This window comes from Bradyrhizobium sp. UNPA324 (assembly GCF_006658635.1).
Taxonomy (GTDB): Bacteria; Pseudomonadota; Alphaproteobacteria; order Rhizobiales; family Xanthobacteraceae; genus Bradyrhizobium; species Bradyrhizobium nanningense.
This window is the reverse complement of sequence record NZ_LFJD01000004.1, coordinates 1,088,047-1,109,446: the sequence shown is the minus strand read 5'-3', so window position 1 is coordinate 1,109,446 and position 21,400 is coordinate 1,088,047. Positions and strand designations below refer to the sequence as shown.

Annotated in this window: 21 protein-coding genes; 10 read left to right on the top strand and 11 right to left on the bottom strand. The window is 64.3% G+C overall.

Annotated elements, in window-relative coordinates; all coding sequences use genetic code 11:
* Nucleotides 1-117: 117 nt before the first annotated feature.
* The 6 genes from UNPA324_RS05305 to UNPA324_RS05280 form a co-directional block, all read right to left on the bottom strand.
* Nucleotides 118-417 (bottom strand): copper-binding protein, encoded by a 300-nt coding sequence (locus UNPA324_RS05305; protein ID WP_128919790.1) that lies wholly within the window; start codon nt 415-417, stop codon nt 118-120.
* 119 nt (nt 418-536) lie between these two features.
* A complete protein-coding gene (locus UNPA324_RS05300; RefSeq protein WP_128919791.1) occupies nt 537-1,142 on the bottom strand; it encodes a hypothetical protein in 606 nt (201 codons plus the stop codon).
* The gene (locus UNPA324_RS05295; protein ID WP_141933847.1) at nt 1,139-1,987 is read right to left on the bottom strand and encodes a lanthanide ABC transporter permease protein PedC; all 849 of its coding nucleotides are present in this window, start codon (nt 1,985-1,987) and stop codon (nt 1,139-1,141) included. The genes UNPA324_RS05300 and UNPA324_RS05295 overlap by 4 nt, the downstream gene beginning before the upstream one ends.
* Nucleotides 1,984-2,790: a lanthanide ABC transporter ATP-binding protein PedB/LutE gene (locus UNPA324_RS05290; protein WP_141933845.1), complete on the bottom strand. Its 807-nt coding sequence runs from the start codon at nt 2,788-2,790 to the stop codon at nt 1,984-1,986. Before UNPA324_RS05290 ends, UNPA324_RS05295 begins: the two co-directional genes overlap by 4 nt.
* Nucleotides 2,787-3,755 carry a YVTN family beta-propeller repeat protein gene (locus UNPA324_RS05285; protein ID WP_181769645.1) on the bottom strand — a complete coding sequence of 323 codons (969 nt, stop codon included), beginning with the start codon at nt 3,753-3,755 and terminating at the stop codon, nt 2,787-2,789. The genes UNPA324_RS05290 and UNPA324_RS05285 overlap by 4 nt, the downstream gene beginning before the upstream one ends.
* An 83-nt stretch (nt 3,756-3,838) precedes the next feature.
* Nucleotides 3,839-5,020 (bottom strand): lanthanide ABC transporter ABC transporter substrate-binding protein PedA1, encoded by a 1,182-nt coding sequence (locus UNPA324_RS05280; protein ID WP_141933843.1) that lies wholly within the window; start codon nt 5,018-5,020, stop codon nt 3,839-3,841.
* A gap of 129 nt (nt 5,021-5,149) precedes the next feature.
* Between UNPA324_RS05280 and UNPA324_RS05275 the strand changes: the two genes are divergently transcribed.
* Nucleotides 5,150-5,653, top strand: a complete 504-nt coding sequence (locus UNPA324_RS05275; RefSeq protein ID WP_246667120.1) for a DUF3280 domain-containing protein — start codon at nt 5,150-5,152, stop codon at nt 5,651-5,653.
* A 43-nt stretch (nt 5,654-5,696) separates the two neighbouring features.
* Here the strand turns inward: UNPA324_RS05275 and fghA are convergent, their stop codons facing one another.
* Complete coding sequence (fghA, locus tag UNPA324_RS05270) at nt 5,697-6,542, bottom strand: S-formylglutathione hydrolase (protein ID WP_141933840.1); 846 nt, start codon at nt 6,540-6,542, stop codon at nt 5,697-5,699.
* 77 nt (nt 6,543-6,619) lie between these two features.
* A complete protein-coding gene (locus UNPA324_RS05265) occupies nt 6,620-7,240 on the bottom strand; it encodes a response regulator (RefSeq protein ID WP_164936295.1) in 621 nt (206 codons plus the stop codon).
* Between the two features lie 213 nt (nt 7,241-7,453).
* Between UNPA324_RS05265 and UNPA324_RS05260 the strand changes: the two genes are divergently transcribed.
* The 9 genes from UNPA324_RS05260 to UNPA324_RS05225 all read left to right on the top strand — a co-directional run bounded on the left by UNPA324_RS05260 (nt 7,454) and on the right by UNPA324_RS05225 (nt 18,295).
* The gene (locus UNPA324_RS05260; RefSeq protein WP_141933838.1) at nt 7,454-8,812 is read left to right on the top strand and encodes a histidine kinase; all 1,359 of its coding nucleotides are present in this window, start codon (nt 7,454-7,456) and stop codon (nt 8,810-8,812) included.
* Between the two features lie 163 nt (nt 8,813-8,975).
* Nucleotides 8,976-11,447: a TonB-dependent receptor gene (locus UNPA324_RS05255; RefSeq protein WP_181769299.1), complete on the top strand. Its 2,472-nt coding sequence runs from the start codon at nt 8,976-8,978 to the stop codon at nt 11,445-11,447.
* A gap of 68 nt (nt 11,448-11,515) precedes the next feature.
* Entirely contained in the window at nt 11,516-11,878 is a 363-nt protein-coding gene (locus UNPA324_RS05250) for a hypothetical protein (RefSeq protein ID WP_141938713.1), read from the top strand.
* A gap of 148 nt (nt 11,879-12,026) precedes the next feature.
* Nucleotides 12,027-12,194, top strand: coding sequence for a hypothetical protein (locus tag UNPA324_RS35025; RefSeq protein WP_181769298.1), 168 nt, complete (start codon nt 12,027-12,029; stop codon nt 12,192-12,194).
* A gap of 58 nt (nt 12,195-12,252) precedes the next feature.
* The gene (locus UNPA324_RS05245; protein WP_164936297.1) at nt 12,253-12,654 is read left to right on the top strand and encodes a hypothetical protein; all 402 of its coding nucleotides are present in this window, start codon (nt 12,253-12,255) and stop codon (nt 12,652-12,654) included.
* A 373-nt stretch (nt 12,655-13,027) separates the two neighbouring features.
* Nucleotides 13,028-14,599 (top strand): putative glycosyltransferase family protein, encoded by a 1,572-nt coding sequence (locus tag UNPA324_RS05240; RefSeq protein WP_141933832.1) that lies wholly within the window; start codon nt 13,028-13,030, stop codon nt 14,597-14,599.
* Nucleotides 14,600-14,721: 122 nt separating this feature from the next.
* The gene (locus UNPA324_RS05235) at nt 14,722-16,179 is read left to right on the top strand and encodes a GH1 family beta-glucosidase (protein WP_141933831.1); all 1,458 of its coding nucleotides are present in this window, start codon (nt 14,722-14,724) and stop codon (nt 16,177-16,179) included.
* A 237-nt stretch (nt 16,180-16,416) separates the two neighbouring features.
* On the top strand, nt 16,417-17,649 hold the full coding sequence (locus tag UNPA324_RS05230) for an acetyl-CoA C-acetyltransferase (protein WP_141933829.1): 1,233 nt from the start codon (nt 16,417-16,419) through the stop codon (nt 17,647-17,649).
* Between the two features lie 343 nt (nt 17,650-17,992).
* Nucleotides 17,993-18,295, top strand: a complete 303-nt coding sequence (locus UNPA324_RS05225) for an HU family DNA-binding protein (protein ID WP_025037698.1) — start codon at nt 17,993-17,995, stop codon at nt 18,293-18,295.
* Between the two features lie 70 nt (nt 18,296-18,365).
* Here the strand turns inward: UNPA324_RS05225 and UNPA324_RS35020 are convergent, their stop codons facing one another.
* The 3 genes from UNPA324_RS35020 to UNPA324_RS05215 are packed head-to-tail and all read right to left on the bottom strand — an operon-like array spanning nt 18,366 to nt 21,300.
* Complete coding sequence (locus tag UNPA324_RS35020) at nt 18,366-18,530, bottom strand: hypothetical protein (protein ID WP_164937393.1); 165 nt, start codon at nt 18,528-18,530, stop codon at nt 18,366-18,368.
* Nucleotides 18,527-20,908: an endopeptidase La gene (gene lon / locus UNPA324_RS05220; RefSeq protein WP_141933827.1), complete on the bottom strand. Its 2,382-nt coding sequence runs from the start codon at nt 20,906-20,908 to the stop codon at nt 18,527-18,529. The genes UNPA324_RS35020 and lon overlap by 4 nt, the downstream gene beginning before the upstream one ends.
* An 8-nt stretch (nt 20,909-20,916) precedes the next feature.
* The gene (locus UNPA324_RS05215) at nt 20,917-21,300 is read right to left on the bottom strand and encodes an Hsp20/alpha crystallin family protein (protein ID WP_128919805.1); all 384 of its coding nucleotides are present in this window, start codon (nt 21,298-21,300) and stop codon (nt 20,917-20,919) included.
* Nucleotides 21,301-21,400 lie beyond the last annotated feature (100 nt).

Genomic DNA, 21,400 nt, shown 5'->3' with positions numbered 1-21,400 from the left:
AGCGGCGCAACTTTCTCCGCGTCATTGCTTGCAATGACGATGGGGGCGGAGCTTCGCGCATCTCCCCGCATCCGCCCTCACCGAAGCTCCGGCAGGACGAGAGCGGGGAGTGAAGCCCTACTGCTTCTGCAGCTTCGTCAGCGTTCCCGTGCCGTTCGTCTCGGTCGCAGAATAGTTCACCCTGTCGCCGGCATGGACGGCGTCCAGCATCGCGGCGTCCTTGGCCTTGTACTCCTGCAGCGCGCCGGCACTGCCTGAGCTGGCCCCGACCGTGCCCTTCTGCGTCTGTTGGATCGAGATCGTGCCGTTGAGCCGATCGATCCGCGTGATCATCCCGGTCATGTCGTCAGCTAGGGCGCTGGTTGCGAGCATGCCGAGGGCCGCAGCGCCCACGAACATGAATCTTGTGGTTCCCATCGAGGCCTCCCGACGTCTTGGAGTTCACTTCGACAAGCCATCCTAGATCGATTTGGTTCCGGCAGATAGATCGGCCAAAGGTTAACGATGCCCGGGTCGATCCCGGAACTGTCGGGGCGCTATTCCATTTCCTGCTGAATCACGCGGCCGAGCGCGAACAGGCGCTGATCGATCGCGGTTGGAACCTCGCAGACGAACCGCACCACCTTGTTGCGGTCCTCGAAGATGCGGGTCTTCCAGATCAGGTCGTTGCTGAGCGCCTCGACCTTGGCCTCGTCACGCGGCGTGGCGCCCTGCAGCGTCTGGAGCTGAATTGCCTCCTCGCGGATCTTGTCGGCGGCCTCGCGCTGCTTGTGGCTGACGCGTTCGAGCCCGTTCATGACCTGTGAACGCTGGGCGTTGAGCGTATCGAACAGGCCGGCGAACAGCAGCTTTGCGTTCGTGGTCTTATCGGCGGAGGCGGCCAAGAAGTCCTTCACCGACTTCTCGGCCTCGTCCATCGGCGTCTTGCGCGCCGACAGTTTTGCGACCAGCGCGGTGATTTTCGCGTCGTTCTTCCACTTGGTCTCGGCGTCGTCGAGCGCAGGACCGGCCCAGACGGCGGCGAGCGAGATTTCCGGCACCTTGGCCTGCGTGCAGGGCCAGTTGGGATAGCGGGGATCGGCCGCGCGGGCAGTCGTCCCCGACAGCGCGAGCGCCAGAGCAACCATCGCCAGAACCTTCATCCTTCGCCTCCTGCAGGCCCCCGTCGCGCCAGCCCACGCGAGGGATCATAGGCCCAAATCGCGCCGATCATGAAGACGATTGTGCAGGCCGCGACCACCGCGAGCGAGATCCAGTTGATTTGCCCGTAGAGTGCAAAACGGATCAGCTCGACCGCATGGGTGAACGGATTGGCCTCGCAGAGATAGTACAGATAAGGACTGCCCTCTTGCACCCGCCAGAGCGGATAGAGCGCGGAGGAGGCGAAGAACATCGGGAAGATGACGAAATTCATCACCCCGGCGAAATTTTCCAGCTGCTTGATGCCGGAGGAGATCAGCATGCCGAGCGAGCCCAGCATCAGCCCGGACAGGATCAGCGCCGGCAGCACGGTGAGATAACCCGATGACGGTGGGGTGATGTCCCAGAACCAGGCGATCAGGAGGAACGCATAGACCTGAAGCAGCGACACCGCGGTGCCGGCCAGCAGCTTGCAGAACAACAGAAAGCCGCGCGGCAGCGGGCTCACCAGCAGCGTGCGCATATTGCCCATCTCGCGGTCATAGACCATCGACAGCGAGGATTGCATGCCGTTGAAGAGCTGGATCATCGCCATCAGTCCGGGCGCGATATAGACCTCGTAGAGGATGTAGGTCTCGTAGGGCGGGATGATGGAGATGCCGAGCACCTGGCGGAAGCCGGCGGCGAAGATGAACAGCCAGACCAGCGGCCGCACCAGCGCCGAGACGAAGCGCTCGCGTTGATGCAGGAAGCGCAGGCCCTCGCGCCAGACGATGCCGGTGAGGCAGGTCATGTACTCGGCCAATGAGAAGCCACGCGGGGCCTCGCGCGTCGTGATGCTGCTCATGCGCCGCCTCCCGGCATCGCTTGCGCGCCGGTCAGGCGCATGAAGGCGGTGTTGACGTCCTGGGCGCCGGCTTCGGTGACGACGCGGCTCATCGGCCCCCGCGCCAGCACCTTGCCCTGGTGCAGCACCACGAGGTCGTCGCTGGGCATGATCTCGTCGAACAGATGCGTGGCCCAGAGCACGCCGATGCCTTGCTCCGTGACGAGCTGGCGAACCTGGCTGATGATGTCGGCGCGCGCCTTGACATCCAGGCCGACCGTCGGCTCGTCGAGCAACAATAGCCGCGGCCGATGCAGCAGGGCCCGGGCGATCTCCAGCCGCCGCATCTGCCCGCCCGAGAGATCGCGCACCTTGCTGCCGGCGCGCTCTTCGAGCCCGATGCGGCCGAGCAGCTCGGCGCTGCGCGCGGCGGCCTCGCGCCGGCTGATGCCGTGGAGCGCGGCGTGATAGAGCAGGTTCTGTGTCAACGACAGATCGAGATCGAGCGTGCGCGGCTGGAACACGACCCCGAGCAGCCGCAGCGCCTCGCCCGGGCTCTTGCTGATGTCGTGGCCGAAAATGCCGACGCGGCCGGACTGGATGCCGAACAGGCGCGTGATCAGCGAGAACAGCGTGCTCTTGCCGGCGCCGTTGAGGCCGAGCAGCGCCGTAAAGCTCGCCGGCTGCACATTGAAAGAGACGTCGATCAACGCGCGGCGCGGCCCATAGGCATGGCTGACGCCGTCGATCGACAGCGCCGGCACCGCCGTCGGATCGGGCTGTGGCGTCTCGCGTTGTTCGGGAATCGGAGCGGGGCTGGTCATGGTGCGATCGCGATGCCCCAGGGCAGTTCGCCCACCTGAATGGTCTTGATCACCTTTTGAGCGGCGACGTCGATGACGGAGACGTCGTTCGACACCCCATTGGTGGTGAGCAGATACTTCTCGTCGGGCGTGAACGCCATGTGCCAGACCCGCTGGCCGACCAGCAGATATTTCGTCACCTTGCGCGAGGCGATATCGACCACGGCGATGCGGTTGGCGGGCCCGAGGGCGACGAAGGCGGTCTTGTCGTCCTTGGTCATGCCGATGCCGACGGGTTGGATCGCCTCTTTACGCAGGCCCGGGATCTCGAACACAACCTTGCCGATGACCTCGTGCTTTTTGGGGTCGATGATCGAGACGGTGCCGCCGATCTCGGAGGACACCCACAGCTCGGAAGAATCGTGCTTGAACTCGGCGAAGCGCGGCCGCGCATCGACCAGCACGTTGGCGACGATCTGGCGCTGGGCTGTATCGATGAAATGCGCCATGTTGGTCGTTTCGGACGTATTGATCAGCGTCTTGCCGTCGGGACTGATGGTCATGCCCTCGGGCTCGACGCCGACCTGGATGTCGCCGAGCCGGGCGCGCTTCTCGAGATCGATCACGGTCACCGTGTTGTCGTTCTCGTTGGCGACATAGAGGGTCTTGCCGGCGGCATCCTGGACGAACAATTCCGGATCGGGCCCGGAGGGCAGGCTGTCCACCACGCCCTGCGTCTTGGCGTCGATCATCTGGATGGTGTCGTCGTCGCCGACCGCGACCATCACGAACTTGCCGTCGCGTGTGAAATCGATGCCGCGCGGGCGCTGGCCGACCTTGATGGTCTTGGTCACGGTCCAGCTGTCGGTGTCGATCACCGAGACGGTGTTGCTCTTCTCGTTCGAGACATAGGCGATGAAGGCGTGCGCTGGCGCCGCCGCCAGCGCGAGCGCTCCTAACAAAGCTGCTCTTAGAATGTGCGATATCTGTCCGCGGGCGGTCCTCACCTCCCCCGCAAGCGGGGGAGGGGGCGCACTGTCTCTGCAGCGGCTCCATCGCATCACTTCGCTCACTTCAGCTTGCATTTGCTCTCCGGACGATCATAGCCGAGCGTGTCGAGCTCGGAGACCTGGTGCAGAAATCCCTCCTGCGGCGAGACCGACACCACCATGCGGCCGTCGACCAAAAGGATCGGTTGGCGTAGCTGCCAATTCCAGTCGCGCAGGGTCAGTCGCGTGCCCTTGAACGCGGCGACCGAGAAATCCGGGCCCTTGATGAAGTCCGTCACCTTCTTGACGTCGCCGGAATTGGTGCGCGAGGTCGCTTCGCCGATCATGCGGGCCGCGGTCCAGGCTTGCATGTCGAGCGCGGTCATGCGCCGCGAGTTCAGCTTCATGAAGCGGTTCTGCATCTGGATCGCGCCCCACTGGTCCTGCGCTGCGTCCCAGCTGCGCGGCACGAGGCCGGCCGAGCCTGCGACGGGGCGGGGATCCCAGGTGCGGTAGGGCAGATAGGCGCCGAACACCTCGCTCTCGTCGGCGGCGACGAGCACGTCATAGGCGGGCCCGCCTTGCGTGAACACCGGCATCTGGCGCTGGATCAGCGTCACGCCGCTGTCGGTGCGGCGCGCGCCGCCCTTGTCCTCGAAAGTCTTCTCCTGCACGATCTTGGCGCCGAACCGCGCGGCGGTGCGCCGGAGCGCGTCCGCGAACAGCTTGTCCTCGTCATGCGAGCCAACCACGAGCAACCAGCGCGACCACCTCTTCCAGACGAGATACTGGCCGAGCGCATCGGCCAGCATCGCGCGCGTCGGCGCGGTGTGGATGACGTTGGCGCGGCAATCGGCCTCGCGCAACCGCTCGTCGATCGCCCCCGCATTGAACAGAAGCGTGCCGCGATCGCGCAGGGCATCCGAGACTTTCAGCAGAGCATCGGCCGGCAGGTCGGTGATGATGAAGCCGTTCTTCTCCGCAAGCGTGGTGGCGGCCTGCACCGGGTCCTCGCCCTCCCTCATGCGGCGCTCTTCCAGCGCGAACCGCTGACCAAGGAATTTACCTGTGGTGTTGTTGTCCTCGATCGCGAGGCGCGCGCCGGCGACGCCGTCATTCTCCGCAGGGAGATCGACCAGCGACAGCGTCGATCGGGTAGGAGCGACGCCGAGATAGCCGACGCCGATCACGGCAGGCTCGGCCGCGAGCGCGCTCGTCGCAGCAAGACCAAAGCCGATCAGACCGGCCAACCATCGGATCATGTTTCCTCCGAACGATCCCCCCGGCTTGACCGCAGGTGGAGAATTGTCTCTGCTTCAAGCATGACCAATTTGTCAGGGCATGCAACCCCGCATTTCGCCCCCGCGCATGTGAGGCCCGGAATCACGATCATGCGAGCATTGACGGTGATCGCCGCTTTGCTGTTGACGCCTTCGGTCGCGCGCGCCGATCCGCCGAAGCTGGCCGTGTTCGATTTCGAGCTGATCGACACCAGCCTGCCGGGCGAGTTTTACGGCTCCAAGCCCGAAGAGGCGCGGCTCGTGCTCATCAGCGAGCAGCTGCGCAAGGAATTGACTAATTCCGGCAGGTTCCAGGTGCTCGACATCGCGCCGATCAGGGATGCCGCCCGTCACGCCAATTTACAGGCCTGCGGCGGCTGCGATCTCAAACTCGCCGAACAGCTGGGCGCCGAGCTCGAGATCACCGGCATGGTGCAGAAGGTCTCGAACCTGATCATCAACCTCAACATCTATCTGCGCGACGTGAAGACCGGCAACATGATCGCCGCGGCGAGCGCCGACATGCGCGGCAACACGGATGAAGCCTGGACGCGCACGATGAGCTATTTGATCCGCAACCGGTTGCTGGCGCCGAATTACGGTAAGCGGGAGTAGGATTTCTTCGCCTCTCCCCGCAAGCGGGGCGAGGGAGAAGACCTCACCCCTTCAGCTTCTCCGCATGCCAGTGCAGATGATCGCCCATGAAGGTCGAGATGAAATAATAGCTGTGGTCGTAGCCTGCCTGACGCCGCAGCGTCAGCGGGATGCCCGCCTTGGTGCAGACGGCTTCAAGCAGCTCCGGCTTCAGCTGTTCTTTCAGGAAATTGTCGGCTTCGCCGACGTCGACCAGGAAGCCGGAGAACTTTGCGCCGTCCTCGATCAGTGCCACCGTGTCGTGGCTGCGCCAGGCGTCCTTGTTCGGTCCGAGATAGCCGGTCAGCGCCTTGATGCCCCAGGGCACGAGCGAGGGCGCCACGATCGGCGCGAACGCGCTCGCGGCGCGATAGCGGTGCGGGTTGCGCAGCGCCATCGTCAGCGCGCCGTGACCGCCCATCGAATGACCCATCACCGATTGCCGTTTGGCGTCGACGGGAAAATTTCCCGCCACGAGCTTGGGCAGCTCGTCGGTGACATAGCTCCACATCCGATAATTACGCGCGAACGGCTCTTGCGTCGCATCGACATAGAAGCCGGCCCCTAAGCCGAAATCATAGGCATTGTTGGCATCGCCCGGCACGTCGGGGCCGCGGGGTGAGGTGTCGGGCGCGACGAAAATCAGGCCGAGCTCGGCGCAAGCCTTGCGGAATTCGCCCTTCTCGGTGACGTTGGCATGCGTGCAGGTGAGGCCGGACAGATACCAGACCACGGGCAGCTTCGCGCCCTCGGCATGCGGGGGAACATAGACCGAGAACACCATGTCGGTTCCGGTCGCCTGGCTCGCATGGCGATACACGCCCTGCACGCCGCCGTAGGATTTGTTGGTCGAGACAGTCTGAATCGTCATGCCTTAAGCTCCGTGGCATCTCACCACATCAAGATTGCAACGCTCGTGTGTCCGAATTTGTGGCGGCGGCCCGCGGGTCAGGCGACACCGCTGTCGATCGCCAGCCGCACCAGCTCGACCGAGGTCTTCACCCCGAGCTTCTGGCGCATGATGGACGAGGTGTTGGCGACCGTCTTGTACGACGACTGCACCAGCCAGGCGATCTCCGACAGGCTCTTTCCGGCGCTGAGCAGCCGCAGGATCTCCATCTCGCGCGCGTTCAGCTTGGATAGCGGGCTTTGCGCCAGCGCCGGCCCCGCAAAGGCGATGCTGCGCGCGATCGCGCTCGGCAAGTAGGTGCCGCCGCAGCCGACGGCGCGGATCGCCTCGACGAGGTCGTCGGGATCGCCGGTCTTGGAGACGTAGCCCTTGGCGCCGCATTCGATCGCGCGCGCGGCAAAGGCGGGGTCGTCGTTCATGCTGAACATGATGATGCGGGCCTCGGGCGCGCGCTCGAGGATGCGGCGGGCGAGCTCGAATCCGGAGACGGTCGGCAAATTGATGTCGATGATGCAGAGGTCCGGGCGTTCGACGATGAAGACGCACTCACCGTCTTCCGCGTCGGCGGCCTCCAAAATCTCGATCTCGCCCTCGTCGGCCAGCACGGCGCGGCAGCCGGAGGCGACGATGGGATGATCGTCGACGATCAGAATGCGCATAGGCGTTCCCCGAGACAGCGTTTCCTGTGACGAACTTGCCTGCTCTGCGCCGCATGATACCGACATGGGACAGGCGCGTGAGCGATGTGTCCGAGCTCGCCTCATGCAACCCGGCCGGGATTGCTGTACGCTTCCGATTAGATATCCACCGCTTCGCCTCTGTCAACGTCATCGGACAGCGGCGGGCAAGGCTTCGCGAGGCACGGGCGACCAATGTGGCAAAATCTATCCTTGCGCGGGCGTATCAACCTCCTGCTGGCGCTGCTGCTGGCGCTGGGACTCGCCGTCAATATCGGCCGCCAGGTCGCGGAGGCGGGTCCCCGCGTGCAGGCCGAGGACCAGAGCGTGATCCGCCTCGCGCGCGAGTTCATCGAGATGATCGTGGCCGATCTCAACGAAGCGCCCAATCCGGATGCCAGGCTGAACCAGATCGCGCGCGACCTCAGCCGGCTGCGCCATGTCAGCATCACGCTCCGGGATACCGGCGGCAACCCGCAGGCGCCGCCGCGGCTTGATGCCGATGCCGACACGCGCGGGCCGCCGGCCTGGTTCGTCAGCCTGGTTCATCCCGAGCAGACGGCGGTGAGCGTGCCGGTGTCGATCCATGGCAAGCCCGGCTCGCTCCTGATCACCTCGCATCCCGATGACGAGATCGCCGAGATCTGGGACGGCATCGTCACCCAGCTCGAGGTCGGCTCGGTGATCGCGCTGGCGCTGTTCTTCCTGATGATGAATGTGGTCGGCCGGGCGCTGGCGCCGCTGCAGTCGCTGGCGGAGGTGATGGGGAAGCTCGAAGGCGGGCACTACAAGGCCCGTGTCACGCCGGGCGGCGCGCCGGAACTGGCCGCGATCTGCACCAAGCTCAACCACCTGGCCGCGACGCTTCATGGGGCGGTCGAGGACAAGCGGCGGCTCGCCGAGCGCACCGTGTCGCTCCAGGACATCGAGCGCAAGGAGATCGCGCGCGAACTCCACGACGAGTTCGGGCCGTATCTGTTCTCGCTGCGCGCGCATGCCAGCGCGCTGGCGAAGCAGGCGGATGGACGCGCCCTGAACGCGGAGGCGGTGCGCAAGCACGGCAGCGCCATGCTGGAGCAGATCAATGCGCTCCAGCAGTTCAATCGCCGCGTGCTGGAGCGCCTCCGGCCCGTCGGCCTCGCCGAGCTCGGCCTGCGCCAGGCGCTGGAATCGCTGTCGAGGCTGTGGCAGGAGTCGCATCCCGATGTCGCGATCAAGACCGTGATCTCGCCGTCGCTTGGGGTCACCGGCGAGACCGCCGATCTCACCATCTACCGCATCGTGCAGGAGGCGCTCACCAATGTGTTCCGCCACGCTGGCGCGACCTCGGTCAATGTCGTGATCGAGCCGGTTGAGCAGACGGCTCACGATGGCCGCTTCTGCGCCCGGGTACGGGTCAGCGACAATGGCCGCGGCATGGAGCCGGGCCAGAAGCTCGGCTTCGGCCTCGTCGGCATGCGTGAGCGGATTCTGGCGCTGGGCGGCACGCTCAACGTCGTGTCCGGCGACGGCGGCTTGACGGTGGAAGCGCTGGTTCCGACCGCTGCTGCCTGATCGTGCCCGAGGCGATCGGGAAAAATTCCCGATTTCGTCGGGAAAACGGGTGCGGATATTGCCCGACCTTTTGTGGCTGGCGCACCCATTGCGGCCGAATACACTCGTCCCGACCAATCGGCGAAGAGCAAAACAGCCGGTGGTCGCGGATGGGAAGGCGGGGATGGGCAAGGTTCTTTGGTTCAAGCGTCGTTTGTTGATGGCCTCGGTGTCAACCGGTTTGCTGTCCGCCGTGCTGTCCGCAAGCCCCGCCGGGGCAGCGCAGGACGAGGAGACGAACGTCCAGAATCTGCCGCCGGTCGAAGTGACGGCGCCGCCGCCATCGGTGGCGCGGCGTACCGCGCCGACGCGGCCGGTCGCGCGCATCGGCGCTGCGTCGTCCGCCAGTGCCCGGACGCGCATCTACGTCTACCCGACTGCGCCGGGCACCGGCAGGGGTCTTGACGTCGACAAGGTCCCATCGTCGATCAACGCCGTCGATGCCAGCCAGATCAAGCGCACCGGTTCGCTGAACGTCACCGACGCGCTGCGCGACAACATCGCCGGCGTCAACATCACCGAGGTCACCGGCAATCCGTTCCAGCCGGACGTCGAATTCCGCGGCTTTGTCGCCTCCCCCGTGACGGGCACCCCGCAAGGCCTTGCGGTGTATCAGAACGGCGTCCGCATCAACGAAGCCTTCTCGGATGCCGTCAATTGGGACCTGATCCCGACCGCCGCGATCAGGTCGGTGACGCTGGTGACCAACAATGCCGCCTTCGGCCTCAACGCGCTGGGCGGCGCCATCAACCTGCAAATGAAAGACGGCTTCACCTATCAGGGCGCGGAGCTCGATCTGATGGGCGGCTCGTTCGGCCGCATCCAGGGCTCGGCGCAATGGGGCAAGCAGGTCGACAAGAACTACGGCGTCTATGCCGCGCTCGAAGGCCTGCGCGACAACGGCTTCCGCAACTTCTCGCAATCGACCGTGCGGCGCTTCTACGGCGATGTCGGCTACAAGGCCGGCGACAGCGAATTCCACGCCAATATGGGCGTCGCCAAGAACGATTTCGGCGCCAACGCCACCGTTCCGGCCGAGCTGCTCGACAAATATTGGGGCGCGACCTACACCACGCCGCAGACGACGTCCAACCGCGTCGGCTATCTCAACCTGACCGGCAAGGTCGATGCGACGCCGACCTGGACGCTCGAAGGCACCGCGCATGTGCGCAGGTACGAGCAGAAGCTCGTCGACGGCAATCCGACTGACGTGCAGGAATGCGCCGATCCGGCGTTGCTCTGCTTTGGCGATGACGCCACGCCCGCGAACGGCGCAGGCGGAGTGCAGCTTGCCAATCCCTTTACGCCGGGAACCATCCTCGGCGAGATCGACCGGAGCACCATCCGTTCGACCAGTTTCGGCGTGTCGGGCCAGGCCACCAACACCGATCAGTTGTTTGGGCACGACAACCGCTTCGTGATGGGCGCGAGCTATGACGCCGGCGTCACGCGCTACGACGCCACCGCCGAGATCGGCTCGATCGGAGAGAACTACGTCGTCAGCGGCAGTGGGCTCTTCCTGGGACCGACCGGCCAGCCGCAAACAGTTGCCGGTCCCGTCTCGCTGCGGACCGTCAATCAATATAACGGCCTGTATGCGATGGACACGTTCAACGTCACCGATGCCTTCGCCATCACCGGCGGCGGCCGTTTCAACGTGGCGCGCATCTCGCTGGAAGATCAGCTCGGGACCGATCTCAACGGCGACCACACCTTTACCCGTTTCAATCCCGTCATCGGCGGCACCTACAAGATCACGCCGGAGCTGACCGCCTATGCCGGCTATTCCGAGGCCAATCGCGTGCCGACGCCGCTGGAGCTCGGCTGCGCCGATCCTGTCCGGCCTTGTCTCCTTGCGGCGTTCTTGGTCTCCGATCCCCCTCTCAAGCAGGTCGTATCCAAGACCGTGGAAGCGGGCCTGCGCGGCACCAGGGAGCTGAACATCGGCACCCTCGGCTGGAAGCTCGGCGGCTTCCGAGCCACCAATTATGACGACATCGTCGCGATCCCCGCCGTCGGGCGCACTGGCTTCGGCTATTTCTCAAATGTCGGCCGTACCAGGCGGCAGGGCTTCGAGGCCGAAGTCAACATCAAGTCGCCGACGCTCCAGTTTCAGGCGAGCTACGCCTTCGTCGACGCGCGTTACCTAGACCCGCTCGAGCTCGGGTCGGAAAGCCCGTTTGCCGATCCGGCCACCCATACCATCCACGTCTCTCCCGGCAACCAGCTTCCCGCGATCCCCCGCCACCGCGTCAAGGTTGGCATCGACTATGCCGTGACCGATGTCTGGAAGGTCGGCGGCAACGCGCTGTTCGTCTCCAGCCAATATCTGGTCGGCGACGAGTCGAACCAGTTCGCAAAGTTGCCATCTTATACGGTTTTCAATCTCCACACCTCCTACCAGGTCACGAAGAACATCCAGCTCTATGGCAAGGTCGACAACATCTTCGACAAGCGTTATGCGACTTACGGACACTTCTTCGACCGCGGGGCCTTGCCCAACTTCACCAATGGCGGCGCAGATTTCACCGACCCGCGCTCGTTGAGCCCGGCAAGGCCGCGCGCGTTCTACGCGGGGATGCGGGTGACGTTCTAGGCACGGCTGCCGCGCCCCTCGTGTCCGCGATGGCGCTCGCTGAGCTTGCAGAATATTCCGCCTCCGGCATGATGGCTTCGGAGGCCTGCTTTGCCGTGTCGTTGAAGAATCCGGATGCCGTCGCTTCGATCGTTGCAGCGCTTCGGCACGTCTACGGCGATGAGATCGCGCGACTTATGCTCGTCGAGGGTATGAGCCTCGCCGACTTGATCGATGCGATGTTCTCCGCGCCGTTAAGCCACCGCGAGGCCGTTCGAGACATCACCGACGGATTGGACGATTTTGTCGTTTCACCGGACCTGGGTCTGATGTGGCACCTCAGATACATCTATGCGGATGAGCCCGGATCCCTGCACGTCGTGGACATGGAGATCGCCACGCCGAATGGCACGCTGGCAAGCAAGGACGTCTGGCTTCGTCTGTCCTCTTAGAGGGGCGGCGCTTTGGATGATTTGATCTCGGCGCCGGCGAAAGTCCGGCGGCATCATCTTTACTAATCAGAAACCATGTCAAATGATCCGAAAACTTTAACGAAACCACTCGGTGGTCTCCGCGTCAGTTTGTCGGAGGACCCGTGTGATGACAGAGCGCCAATTGAGAGAGCAGGAATGCCGGATCGCGCGTTATCGGCGTCTGGAGCGGGAGGTGACGGATCCGCTGGCCGCGTATCTGCTTCACGGAATCGTCGAGGAGCTCGAAGCCGAGCTGCGCAAGGACAGGCCGGATTGGCACGGGCCGCGTGATTAACGCTTTTTTAGCGCTAATCATGCGGATGATGTGGAGGATTGTCAGGGAGACTGCTCCCATGCTCAAGGACGGGACATATGCGGCGTGGTACAAGACGCCGCTCGACCAGGGGACCGGGATCGTCCATGTCGCGAACGGACAGATCTGGGGCCGCGACAGCCTGATGACGTATCACGGCTCGTGTCGGGTCGATGGAGATCACTTCACTGCCACCGTGTCGACGAAGCGCCATACCGACGGACGTGCAACGGTGTTCGGCGTGGAAGACGAGCTCACTTTGGACATCGAGGGAAACTGCCCCGGCAAGATCGCGACTTACACCGCGACGGCACAACAAGTGCCCGGAATGATTCTTCAGGGAACGCTCATTCTCACCGAACAGCAGGAACCTTCGCGCATCGAGCCGCCTCCGGCGTTCAACCCTGGCAAGCTGCCAAAGTTGCCGAAGCGCTCGCGCTGATCGAGGCCGTAGCACCAGTCGACTGATCGTTGAACCGGCATCTTGCCAGCGACGACCCGAACTTCGACCCCAGCAAATTCCGGCTCTGCGGCTGCCTCGCGCTTGTTGAGCTCGGCAAGTCCATGGTCACCCGGTGCAGAATGCGGACCCAGGCGGGGTCCGCAGCGGACATGCACTGTTAAGGAAGCCTTTGCAGCGGAAGCCCCGTGCTTCCAATCTGCAAGCTGAACTTGCCAAAAGCTCGGGATGCTCTTCCGCGGGGTAGATATCCCGCGCTCACTCAACCGATTAACGTGCTGTTAGCAGACTCTATCGCAAATAGTTCCGCAGGATAACGACAACCCGGCCGGGTTCCAGCACCCGGAGCATTTGCGTGAACGTACCGGCTTCCCTGACCGCAGAAGATTTCGTCGCACGCACCGCTCGCTCGGATCGATCGGTCGCGACCGTGGTGTTCGCCCTTCTGGCCGTCGCCTCGTTTCTTCCGACGCTGCTTGTCCCCATTCCGGCGATGGGGGATTACGTCAACCATCTCGCCCGCATGTATCTTCTGAGCGAAATGGGCACCGCCAATGCCAATCCATACTACCAGGCGGCATGGGCTTTCTATCCGAATCTGGCGATGGACTTGGTGGTTCCGCAGATGGCGCGGCTGCTCGGCGTTGAAAATGCCACCCGGCTTTTTCTTCTCTTCAGCCAGATACTCGTCGTCGGCGGCGCGCTTGCGCTCGAATGGGTCGTGAAGGGGCGCGTTCACCTCGCCGGCTTCGCGGCGTTGATGTTCCTTTACTGCCTTCCGTTCTCCTGGGGATTCACCAACTTCGAATGCGGCCTCGGCATCGCGCCTTGGGGCATCGCCGCCTATCTGGCCATTGCCGGCCGATCAGCACCCGTACGTCTCGCGGTCAACGCAGCTTCCGTCATGGTGCTGCTTGCGGCGCATTTCTTTGCCCTGGGCGTCTACGGCGCGACGCTCGGATTCTACGAATTGTGGCGCGCTTTCGACCGGAAATGTTCCGTGCGCGAGATCGCGCTCCGGTTCCTCACGCTTGCAACACCGGCGGTCGTGCTATTGGCGACAATGAAGCTGGCCCACGGCTCGGTTGGAAACGAGGGCACCCTCTGGTATTTCGATTGCAAGCTGCTCTGGCCGTTCTTCATCGTCAATGGCTACAGCATGGCTGTCTCAGGAGCTAGCGCGATCGTGCTGCTTGTGGCGGTATACATTGCGGCGAGATGCCGTGCGCTCAAGTTGATGCCTGCCGGGATCTGGATCGCAGCCGGCTTCGCGTTACTCTATCTTGCTATTCCGCCAAGGCTATTTAACACGGCGTACGCCGATATCCGAGTTCTCCCTGCAATTGCCTTGATACTTCCGGCTTTTGGCTTGCTGTCGTTGCCCGATCGACGATGGACGATGGCTGCGCTCGTCATTGTCTGCGGCATCACGCTCGCAAATCTGGGCGTGGTGCTCAATGTCTGGCTCTCTTACCGTTCGGAGTACGCGGCCGTCATCAAGTCCCTCCAGCATATCGACCGGGGCTCGAAGATACTGATTGGGACCAGCGCGGAAGGCGAGGATCCGCCGTTCGAGGATCTCACACAATTCCCCATATATTACGCGCCGACGCTCGCCGTGCACTATGCCAATGCTTTCGTGGCGAACGTGTTCACCGAGACGGGCAAGCAGCCGATTCAGGTGCGCGACGATGTCCGCCGGCTCAGCATACCCAACGGCACGCCCGTGCCGGTGCGTTGGCTGAGCGCCATCTTCGAAGGAAAAACAGCCGTGCCCGAAGGCAGGGCTGCCATCCGCACCTGGTATCGAGACTACGACTACCTCTATTTGGTTGGCCCTGCCATGGCGAACCCGCTGCCAGACCTGCTTGAAGAATTGGACAGGTCCGGACGCTTCGCTCTCTATAAGATCCGCCGCGCACCCTGAGAGGGAAGGCAATTTGCCGCGTCCGGCAATTCTGCACCCTCAGCCCTCGGCTCCCCGCTTCTCAAACTGCCCTGGACTCGCCATTGTGCGCCCGCAACAGGCTCGGAAGCGGAGAAGCATCAATGTCGGACAAGGTCTCGCGTCGCCGGTTCGCGAAACTCGCGGGGCTGTCTGCAGCCGGTCTGACCGGTTCGCTCGATGCGGCCGAGGCGAGGCCGGCAGCAGCGCCGCGCACCGGCTTTCCGGCCGGCTTTGTCTGGGGCACGGCCACTTCGTCCTATCAGGTCGAGGGCGCCGTCAACGAGGACGGGCGAGGGGCCTCGATCTGGGACAAGTTCGTGCGCATCCCCGGCAAGATCGAGGACGGCACCACTGGCGACCGCGCCAATGAGCACTATCACCGCTACAAGGAGGACATCGCGCTCATCAAGGCGCTCGGCTGCAAGGCCTACCGCTTCTCGGTGGCGTGGCCGCGGCTGTTTCCGGACGGCGACGGCAAGCCTAACCCGAAGGGGCTCGACTTCTATAACCGGCTCATTGACGAGCTCTTGAAGAACGGCATCGACCCGTGGCTGACGCTCTATCACTGGGACCTGCCGCAATCGCTTGAGGATCGCTTTGGCGGCTGGCGCTCGACGGAGACCTGCAAGATCTTCGGCGACTATGCGGCCTATGTCGCCGAGCATCTGACCGATCGCGTCAAAAACGTCTTCACGCTGAACGAGAGCGGCCGCTTCGTCTATTTCGGCTACGGCATCGGCATCGACGCGCCGGGCTTGAGACTGCCGCAAGCCGAGGTCAACCAGATCAGGCACAACAGCGCGCTGGCGCACGGGCTCGCGGTCCAGGCGGTGCGCGCCCACGGCCGGCGCGGCACCAGGGTCGGGCCGGCCGAGAACGTCGATGCTTGCGCGCCCGCGATCGACACGCCGGAGAACGTTCGCGCTGCCGAGATCGCGCTGCGCGAGATGAACGCCGGCTATCTCAACGTCATCATGACGGGCCGCTATACCGACGCCTTCCTGAAATTCGCCGGGCCCAACGCGCCCAAATACACAGATGCGGAGCTGAAGATCATCTCCTCGCCGGTCGATTTCCTCGGCCTCAACATCTACGCGCCGCAGAACTACGTAGTGGCCTCCGACCAGGGCGCGGGATTCATGCCGCTGCCGATTCCGAAATCGTTCCCGCACATGAATTCGGACTGGCTGCGCATCGGACCCGAGACGATCTATTGGGTGCCGAAGCTGGCGGCCAAGATCTGGAAGACGGATGCGATCTATATCAGCGAGAACGGCGCCTCCGGCGACGATTTCGTCACGCCCGACGGCAAGATCTACGACACCGATCGCATCATGTACCTGCGCAATTATCTCGCCCAGCTCCAGCGCGCCACGGCGGAAGGCGTGCCGGTGCGCGGCTATTTCCTCTGGAGCCTGATGGACAATTTCGAGTGGATATACGGGCTGAACAAGCGCTTCGGGCTGTACCATGTCAATTTCGACACTCAGGTCCGGACCCCGAAGCTCAGCGCCAGCTTCTACCGCAACGTGATCGCGAACAACGCGGCGGGAGCGTGATCGCCGCCGTCGTGTAGAGGCCGTCATGCCCGGGCTTGTCCCGGGCATCCACGTTTCCTCGCGCGGCGTGCCAAGGCGTGGATGGCCGGGATAGGGCCCGGCCATGACGTCGTGGAGGCTTTCAGCGCTAACCGTGCAGCGGAAAATCCGGGTGAGAAGCGGTGAACGCCGCGCATTGACTCTCCTCTCCCCCTTATCCAAAACCGTCCTCAACGCTTACAACAAGAGGACACGCCCATGACCGACGCACTCATCATCGATGCCTGCCGGACCCCGCGCGGCGTCGGCAAGGCCGGCAAGGGAGCGCTTTCGGGCATTCATCCGCAGCAGCTGGGCGCAACCGTGCTGCGCGCGCTCGCGATGCGCACCGGCATCGACACCGCCGATGTCGACGACATCGTCTGGGGCTGCAGCGCGCAGGTCGCGACGCAAGGCGGCGATCTCGGCCGGATGTCGGCGCTCGATGCCGGCTACGACGTGCGCGCCAGCGCCGTGACGCTCGACCGCTTCTGCGGAAGCGGCATCACCAGCGTCAACATGGCCGCGAGCTCGATCATGGCGGGCGCGGAAGACCTCGTCATCGCCGGCGGCTGCGAGATGATGTCGATGGAAGGACGCCGCGGCTCGGGTCCGATGATGATGGACAACGGCAATCTGCGTCTGCGCGCGCGGCATCCGCAGTCGCATCAGGGCGTCTGCGCGGATGCGATCGCGACGCTGGAAGGCATTACCCGAAGGGACGTCGACGCGCTCGGGCTGGAGAGCCAGAAGCGCGCCGCGGATGCGATGGCGAACGGGTACTTCAAGAAGAGCCTCGTGGCCGTCCACCGCGAGGACGGCAGCCTTGCGCTCGACCACGAGGAGTATCCGCGGCCGCAGACCACGATGGAGGGTCTGAGCAGCCTGAAGCCGGCATTCCCTGCGATCGCCGACTACGCGCTGGACGACAAGGGCACGACCTATCGCGGCCTGATCCTGCAGAAATATCCTGATATCGAGATCGATTTCGTGCACCATGCCGGCAACTCGTCCGGCGTCGTCGACGGCGCCGCCGCGATCCTCTTGGCCTCGCCCGCTTACGCCAGGGCGCATGGTCTTAAAGCCCGCGCCCGTGTGGTCGCGATGGCGAATATGGGGGACTCGCCGACCCTGATGCTGAACGCGCCGGTGCCGGCGACGCGCAAGGTGCTGGCGAAGGCGGGCTTGACCGTCGACGACATCGATCTGTTCGAGATCAACGAGGCGTTTGCGGTGGTGGCGGAAAAATATATCCGCGACCTCAAGCTCGATCGCGCCAAGGTCAACGTCAATGGCGGCTCGATCGCGCTCGGTCATCCCATCGGTGCCACCGGTTCGATCCTGATCGGCACCGTGCTCGACGAGCTCGAACGGCGCGACCTCAAGCGCGGTCTCGTCACCATGTGCGCCGCCGGCGGCATGGCGCCCGCCATCATCATCGAGCGCGTCTAGCCAAGCGCTCGCTCACTTTCTCCCTGTTTTTACGGGGAGGAAGACCGGCGACATCGATCCGGCCCTTATTTTTCAGGGTGAATCGCACTCCGCCTTACTCAAAGGGGCCGGTCGTCGCTTGTCGAAAGCGGCGAATCAGTTCTAGCAAGATGTCGTGCGGGCCTTTGAAACAAGGCAAAATCCGCTGCCTGAGGCTTCTTTCGCTCCGGAAGTAGCTAAAAAGCAGGGTTCTTTGCCACATGGGCGCAAAAAAGCCCGCAAAACCGCGACAAAACTGTGCAGAAGGCTATAGGCCTTCGCCGGTTGGTCTAATATGCAGCCGTCACGAATCAGAGGAGACACGATGGCAACCCAAATGTCCAAATCGCAGCTGATCGAAAAGATTGCGACCGCTACCGAGCTTTCCAAACGCGACGTCAAGAACGTCATGGAGACGCTGACCGACGTCGGTCACAAGGAGCTCAAGAAGAACGGCCTGTTCCTGGTGCCGGGCTTCGCCAAGTTCGTGGTCATCAAGAAGCCCGCGACCAAGGCACGCAAGGGCACCAACCCGTTCACGGGTGAAGAGATGATGTTCAAGGCCAAGCCGGCCCGGAAGATCGTCCGCGCCCGCCCGGTCAAGGCGGCCAAGGACGCCGTGGGCTAATGACGCAAAGGCCCCCTTGGTAGAGGGGGCCTTTTGGTTGGGGCAGCCGCGAGGACTTGAGACGGAGGGCTCAACCCTTGCGGCGCTTCACCCGGACCGGAATCGGTTGAAGCTGCGGCCCGGGCGCCGCCAGCGCATCGCGAACCCGGTCGATCGCGCGATCGAGCAATCGGCGCAGCCGCTGCGTCTTCCGCGATCCCTTCGCTCTTTCCAGCAGTTTCTTCATCGCATTCACTCCGCCGCTTCGACCTTGGCCCCGACCGGCTCCAGCGCCGCCGCGATGGCTTCGTCGACGCGCTCCAGCCAGATGAATTCGAGGTTGTCCCGCGCGCTCTTCGGGATGTCGTCATAGTCCCGCTTGTTGCGCGCCGGCAGCATGACCCGCTTCAGGCCGGCGGCCGCGGCTGCGACCACCTTCTCCTTGATGCCGCCGACCGGCAGCACCAGGCCGCGCAGCGAGATCTCGCCGGTCATGGCGGTATCGCTGCGCACCGTGCGATTGGTGAGCAGGGACGTCAGTGCCGTGAACATCGCCACCCCGGCGCTGGGCCCGTCCTTCGGGGTCGCGCCCGCGGGGACGTGAACGTGGATGTCGCTCTTCTCGAACAGCTGAGGATCGATGCCGAGCTGCGTGGCACGGCTCTTCACCAGCGTCATCGCAGCCTGCACGCTCTCGCGCATGACGTCGCCGAGCTGGCCGGTCAGGATCATGCCGCCCTTGCCGGGCACCCGGGAGGCTTCGATGAACAGGATGTCGCCGCCGACCGGCGTCCAGGCAAGGCCGGTGGCGACGCCCGGAATGCTGGTGCGCTGTGCGATCTCGCCTTCGAAGCGCGGCTGGCCGAGCACGGTGGAGATGTCCTTCGCCGCTATCACGACCTTCGCGGCCGTGCCCTCGGCGACCTGCACCGCGGCATGCCGGAACAGCTTGCCGATCTCGCGCTCGAGGTTACGCACGCCGGCCTCGCGGGTGTAGCCCTCGACCACCAGCTTCAGTGCTTCCGGCTCGATCTCGGCCTGTTCGGGTGTCAGGCCATTGGCCTCGAGCTGCCGCCGCACCAGATAGCGCCGCGCGATCTCCAGCTTCTCGTCCTCGGTGTAGCCGGCGAGGCTGATCAGCTCCATGCGGTCCAGCAGCGGCCCCGGGATCTGGTCCAGCATGTTGGCGGTCGCGATGAACACCACGCGCGACAGATCGAAGGGCACGCCCAGGTAATTGTCCCGGAACGTCCCGTTCTGCTCGGGGTCCAGCACCTCCAGCATGGCCGCCGAGGGATCGCCCTGCACGCCACGCCCCATCTTGTCGATCTCGTCCAGCATCATGACGCAGTTGCGTGCGCCGGCCTTCTTGATGCCCTGAATGATGTTGCCCGGCAGCGCGCCGATATAGGTGCGCCGGTGGCCGCGGATTTCGGCCTCGTCGTGCACGCCGCCCAGGCTGACGCGCACGAAGGGACGGTCCATCGCGCGGGCGATGGATTGGCCGAGCGAGGTCTTGCCGACGCCGGGCGGACCGACGAAGCACAGGATCGGCGCCTTGCTCTGCGGTGCCAGCTTGCGCACCGCAAGATATTCGATGATCCGGCTCTTGATCTTCTCCAGGCCGAAATGGTCGGCGTCCAGGATGGCTCGCGCTTCCTTGATATCGATCGGCTTCTCCGCGGGCAGCGCCCAGGGCAGCTCGATCAGCCAGTCGAGATAGGTGCGGACCATGCCGGCTTCGCCGGCAGCCTCCGGCATGCGCTCGTAGCGATGCAGCTCCTTCTTGGCGTGCGCGTCGGCCTCGGGCGGCATGTTGGCCTTGGCGATGGCAGAAGTCAGCTCGGCGACCTCGGCCGCCTTGCCGTCGCCTTCGCCGAGCTGGCGCTGGATGGTCGCCATCTGCTCGCGCAGGATCGCCTCGCGCTGCCGCTCGTCGAAGGAGGCCTTGGTCTTTTGGCCGATTTCGTTGGAGATGCGCAGCACCTCCAGCCGCTCGGCCAGGTGCTTGGACACCTTCTCGACGCGCAAAACGAGGTCGATGGTCTCCAGCACCTCCTGCTTGTCCTGCGGCTTGATGTCCATGAACGAGGTCGCCAGATCCGCCAGCGCACCGGGCGCACTGGTGCCCTGGAACATCGCGGCCAGCTCGGGCGGTGCCTGCGGCAGCAGCTCGATCGCCTCGATCGCCTGGCGCTGCAGGTTCAGGGCGCGCGCCTCGATCTCGGGCGAGGTCGTGGTCGGCTCGGGGATCTGCTGGAAGCGCGCAACGGGGAACGGCGTCCCCGGCAGGAAGTCGAGCAGGCGCGCGCGCTGCACGCCCTGGCAGACGATGTGGTGGGTGCCGTCGGGCGCGGTGATGTAGCGCACGATGTTGGCGATGGTCGCGACCCGGTAGAGATCGTCCGGCCCCGGCTCCTCGGTCGTGGGGCTGCGTTGCAGGACGATGCCGACCGGCCGCTGCTCGCGCAGCGCCTGCTGCGCGGCGGCGATCGACCTTGCCCGGCCGATCGTGATCGGCGCGATGGCGCCGGGGAACAGCACCATCTCGCGCACGGGGATGATGATCAGCGCGTCGTCGGGGATCTTCACGTCGTTATTGGTCTGTTCGTTGTTCATCTGTTCGGTGGCCATGATCGACCTCAGGATTTGGCGAGGCGCAGTGCGACGCAGCCGTCCATCACGAAGCGGCTGATGGCGTAGCGGCCGAAGGGCAATGCAATGCGGCGCTCAAAACGCCCCTGCGGCAGCTCGAGCCGGTGGATGCGGGCGTTGCGGAGCTCCGGCGGAAGGGTGCGCTGGCCGGAGATGACGAGCACGCCGTCATGAATGACAGTCTCGACGTTGTCCGGATTGACGCCGGGAAGCGCCACCAGGATCAGAAGCTCGTGCTCGGTTTCCAGCACGTCGATCGGCGGCTCCCAGCAGGCTTCCTGGCGGCCGAACTGCTGGCGCAGCCGGTCGGCGCGGGTCAGCGAGTCCAGGGCTTCGGACAGCATCCAGTCGAGGGGATTTTTGGGTTGCATGGCAAGTCTCGGGGGGAGGCGCTGCGATTGGAAAAACAGCATATGGGGATGGTTCCCCGGAAATCCAGCGCGCGTCCGAGACATGCCTGCCCTCGACCGA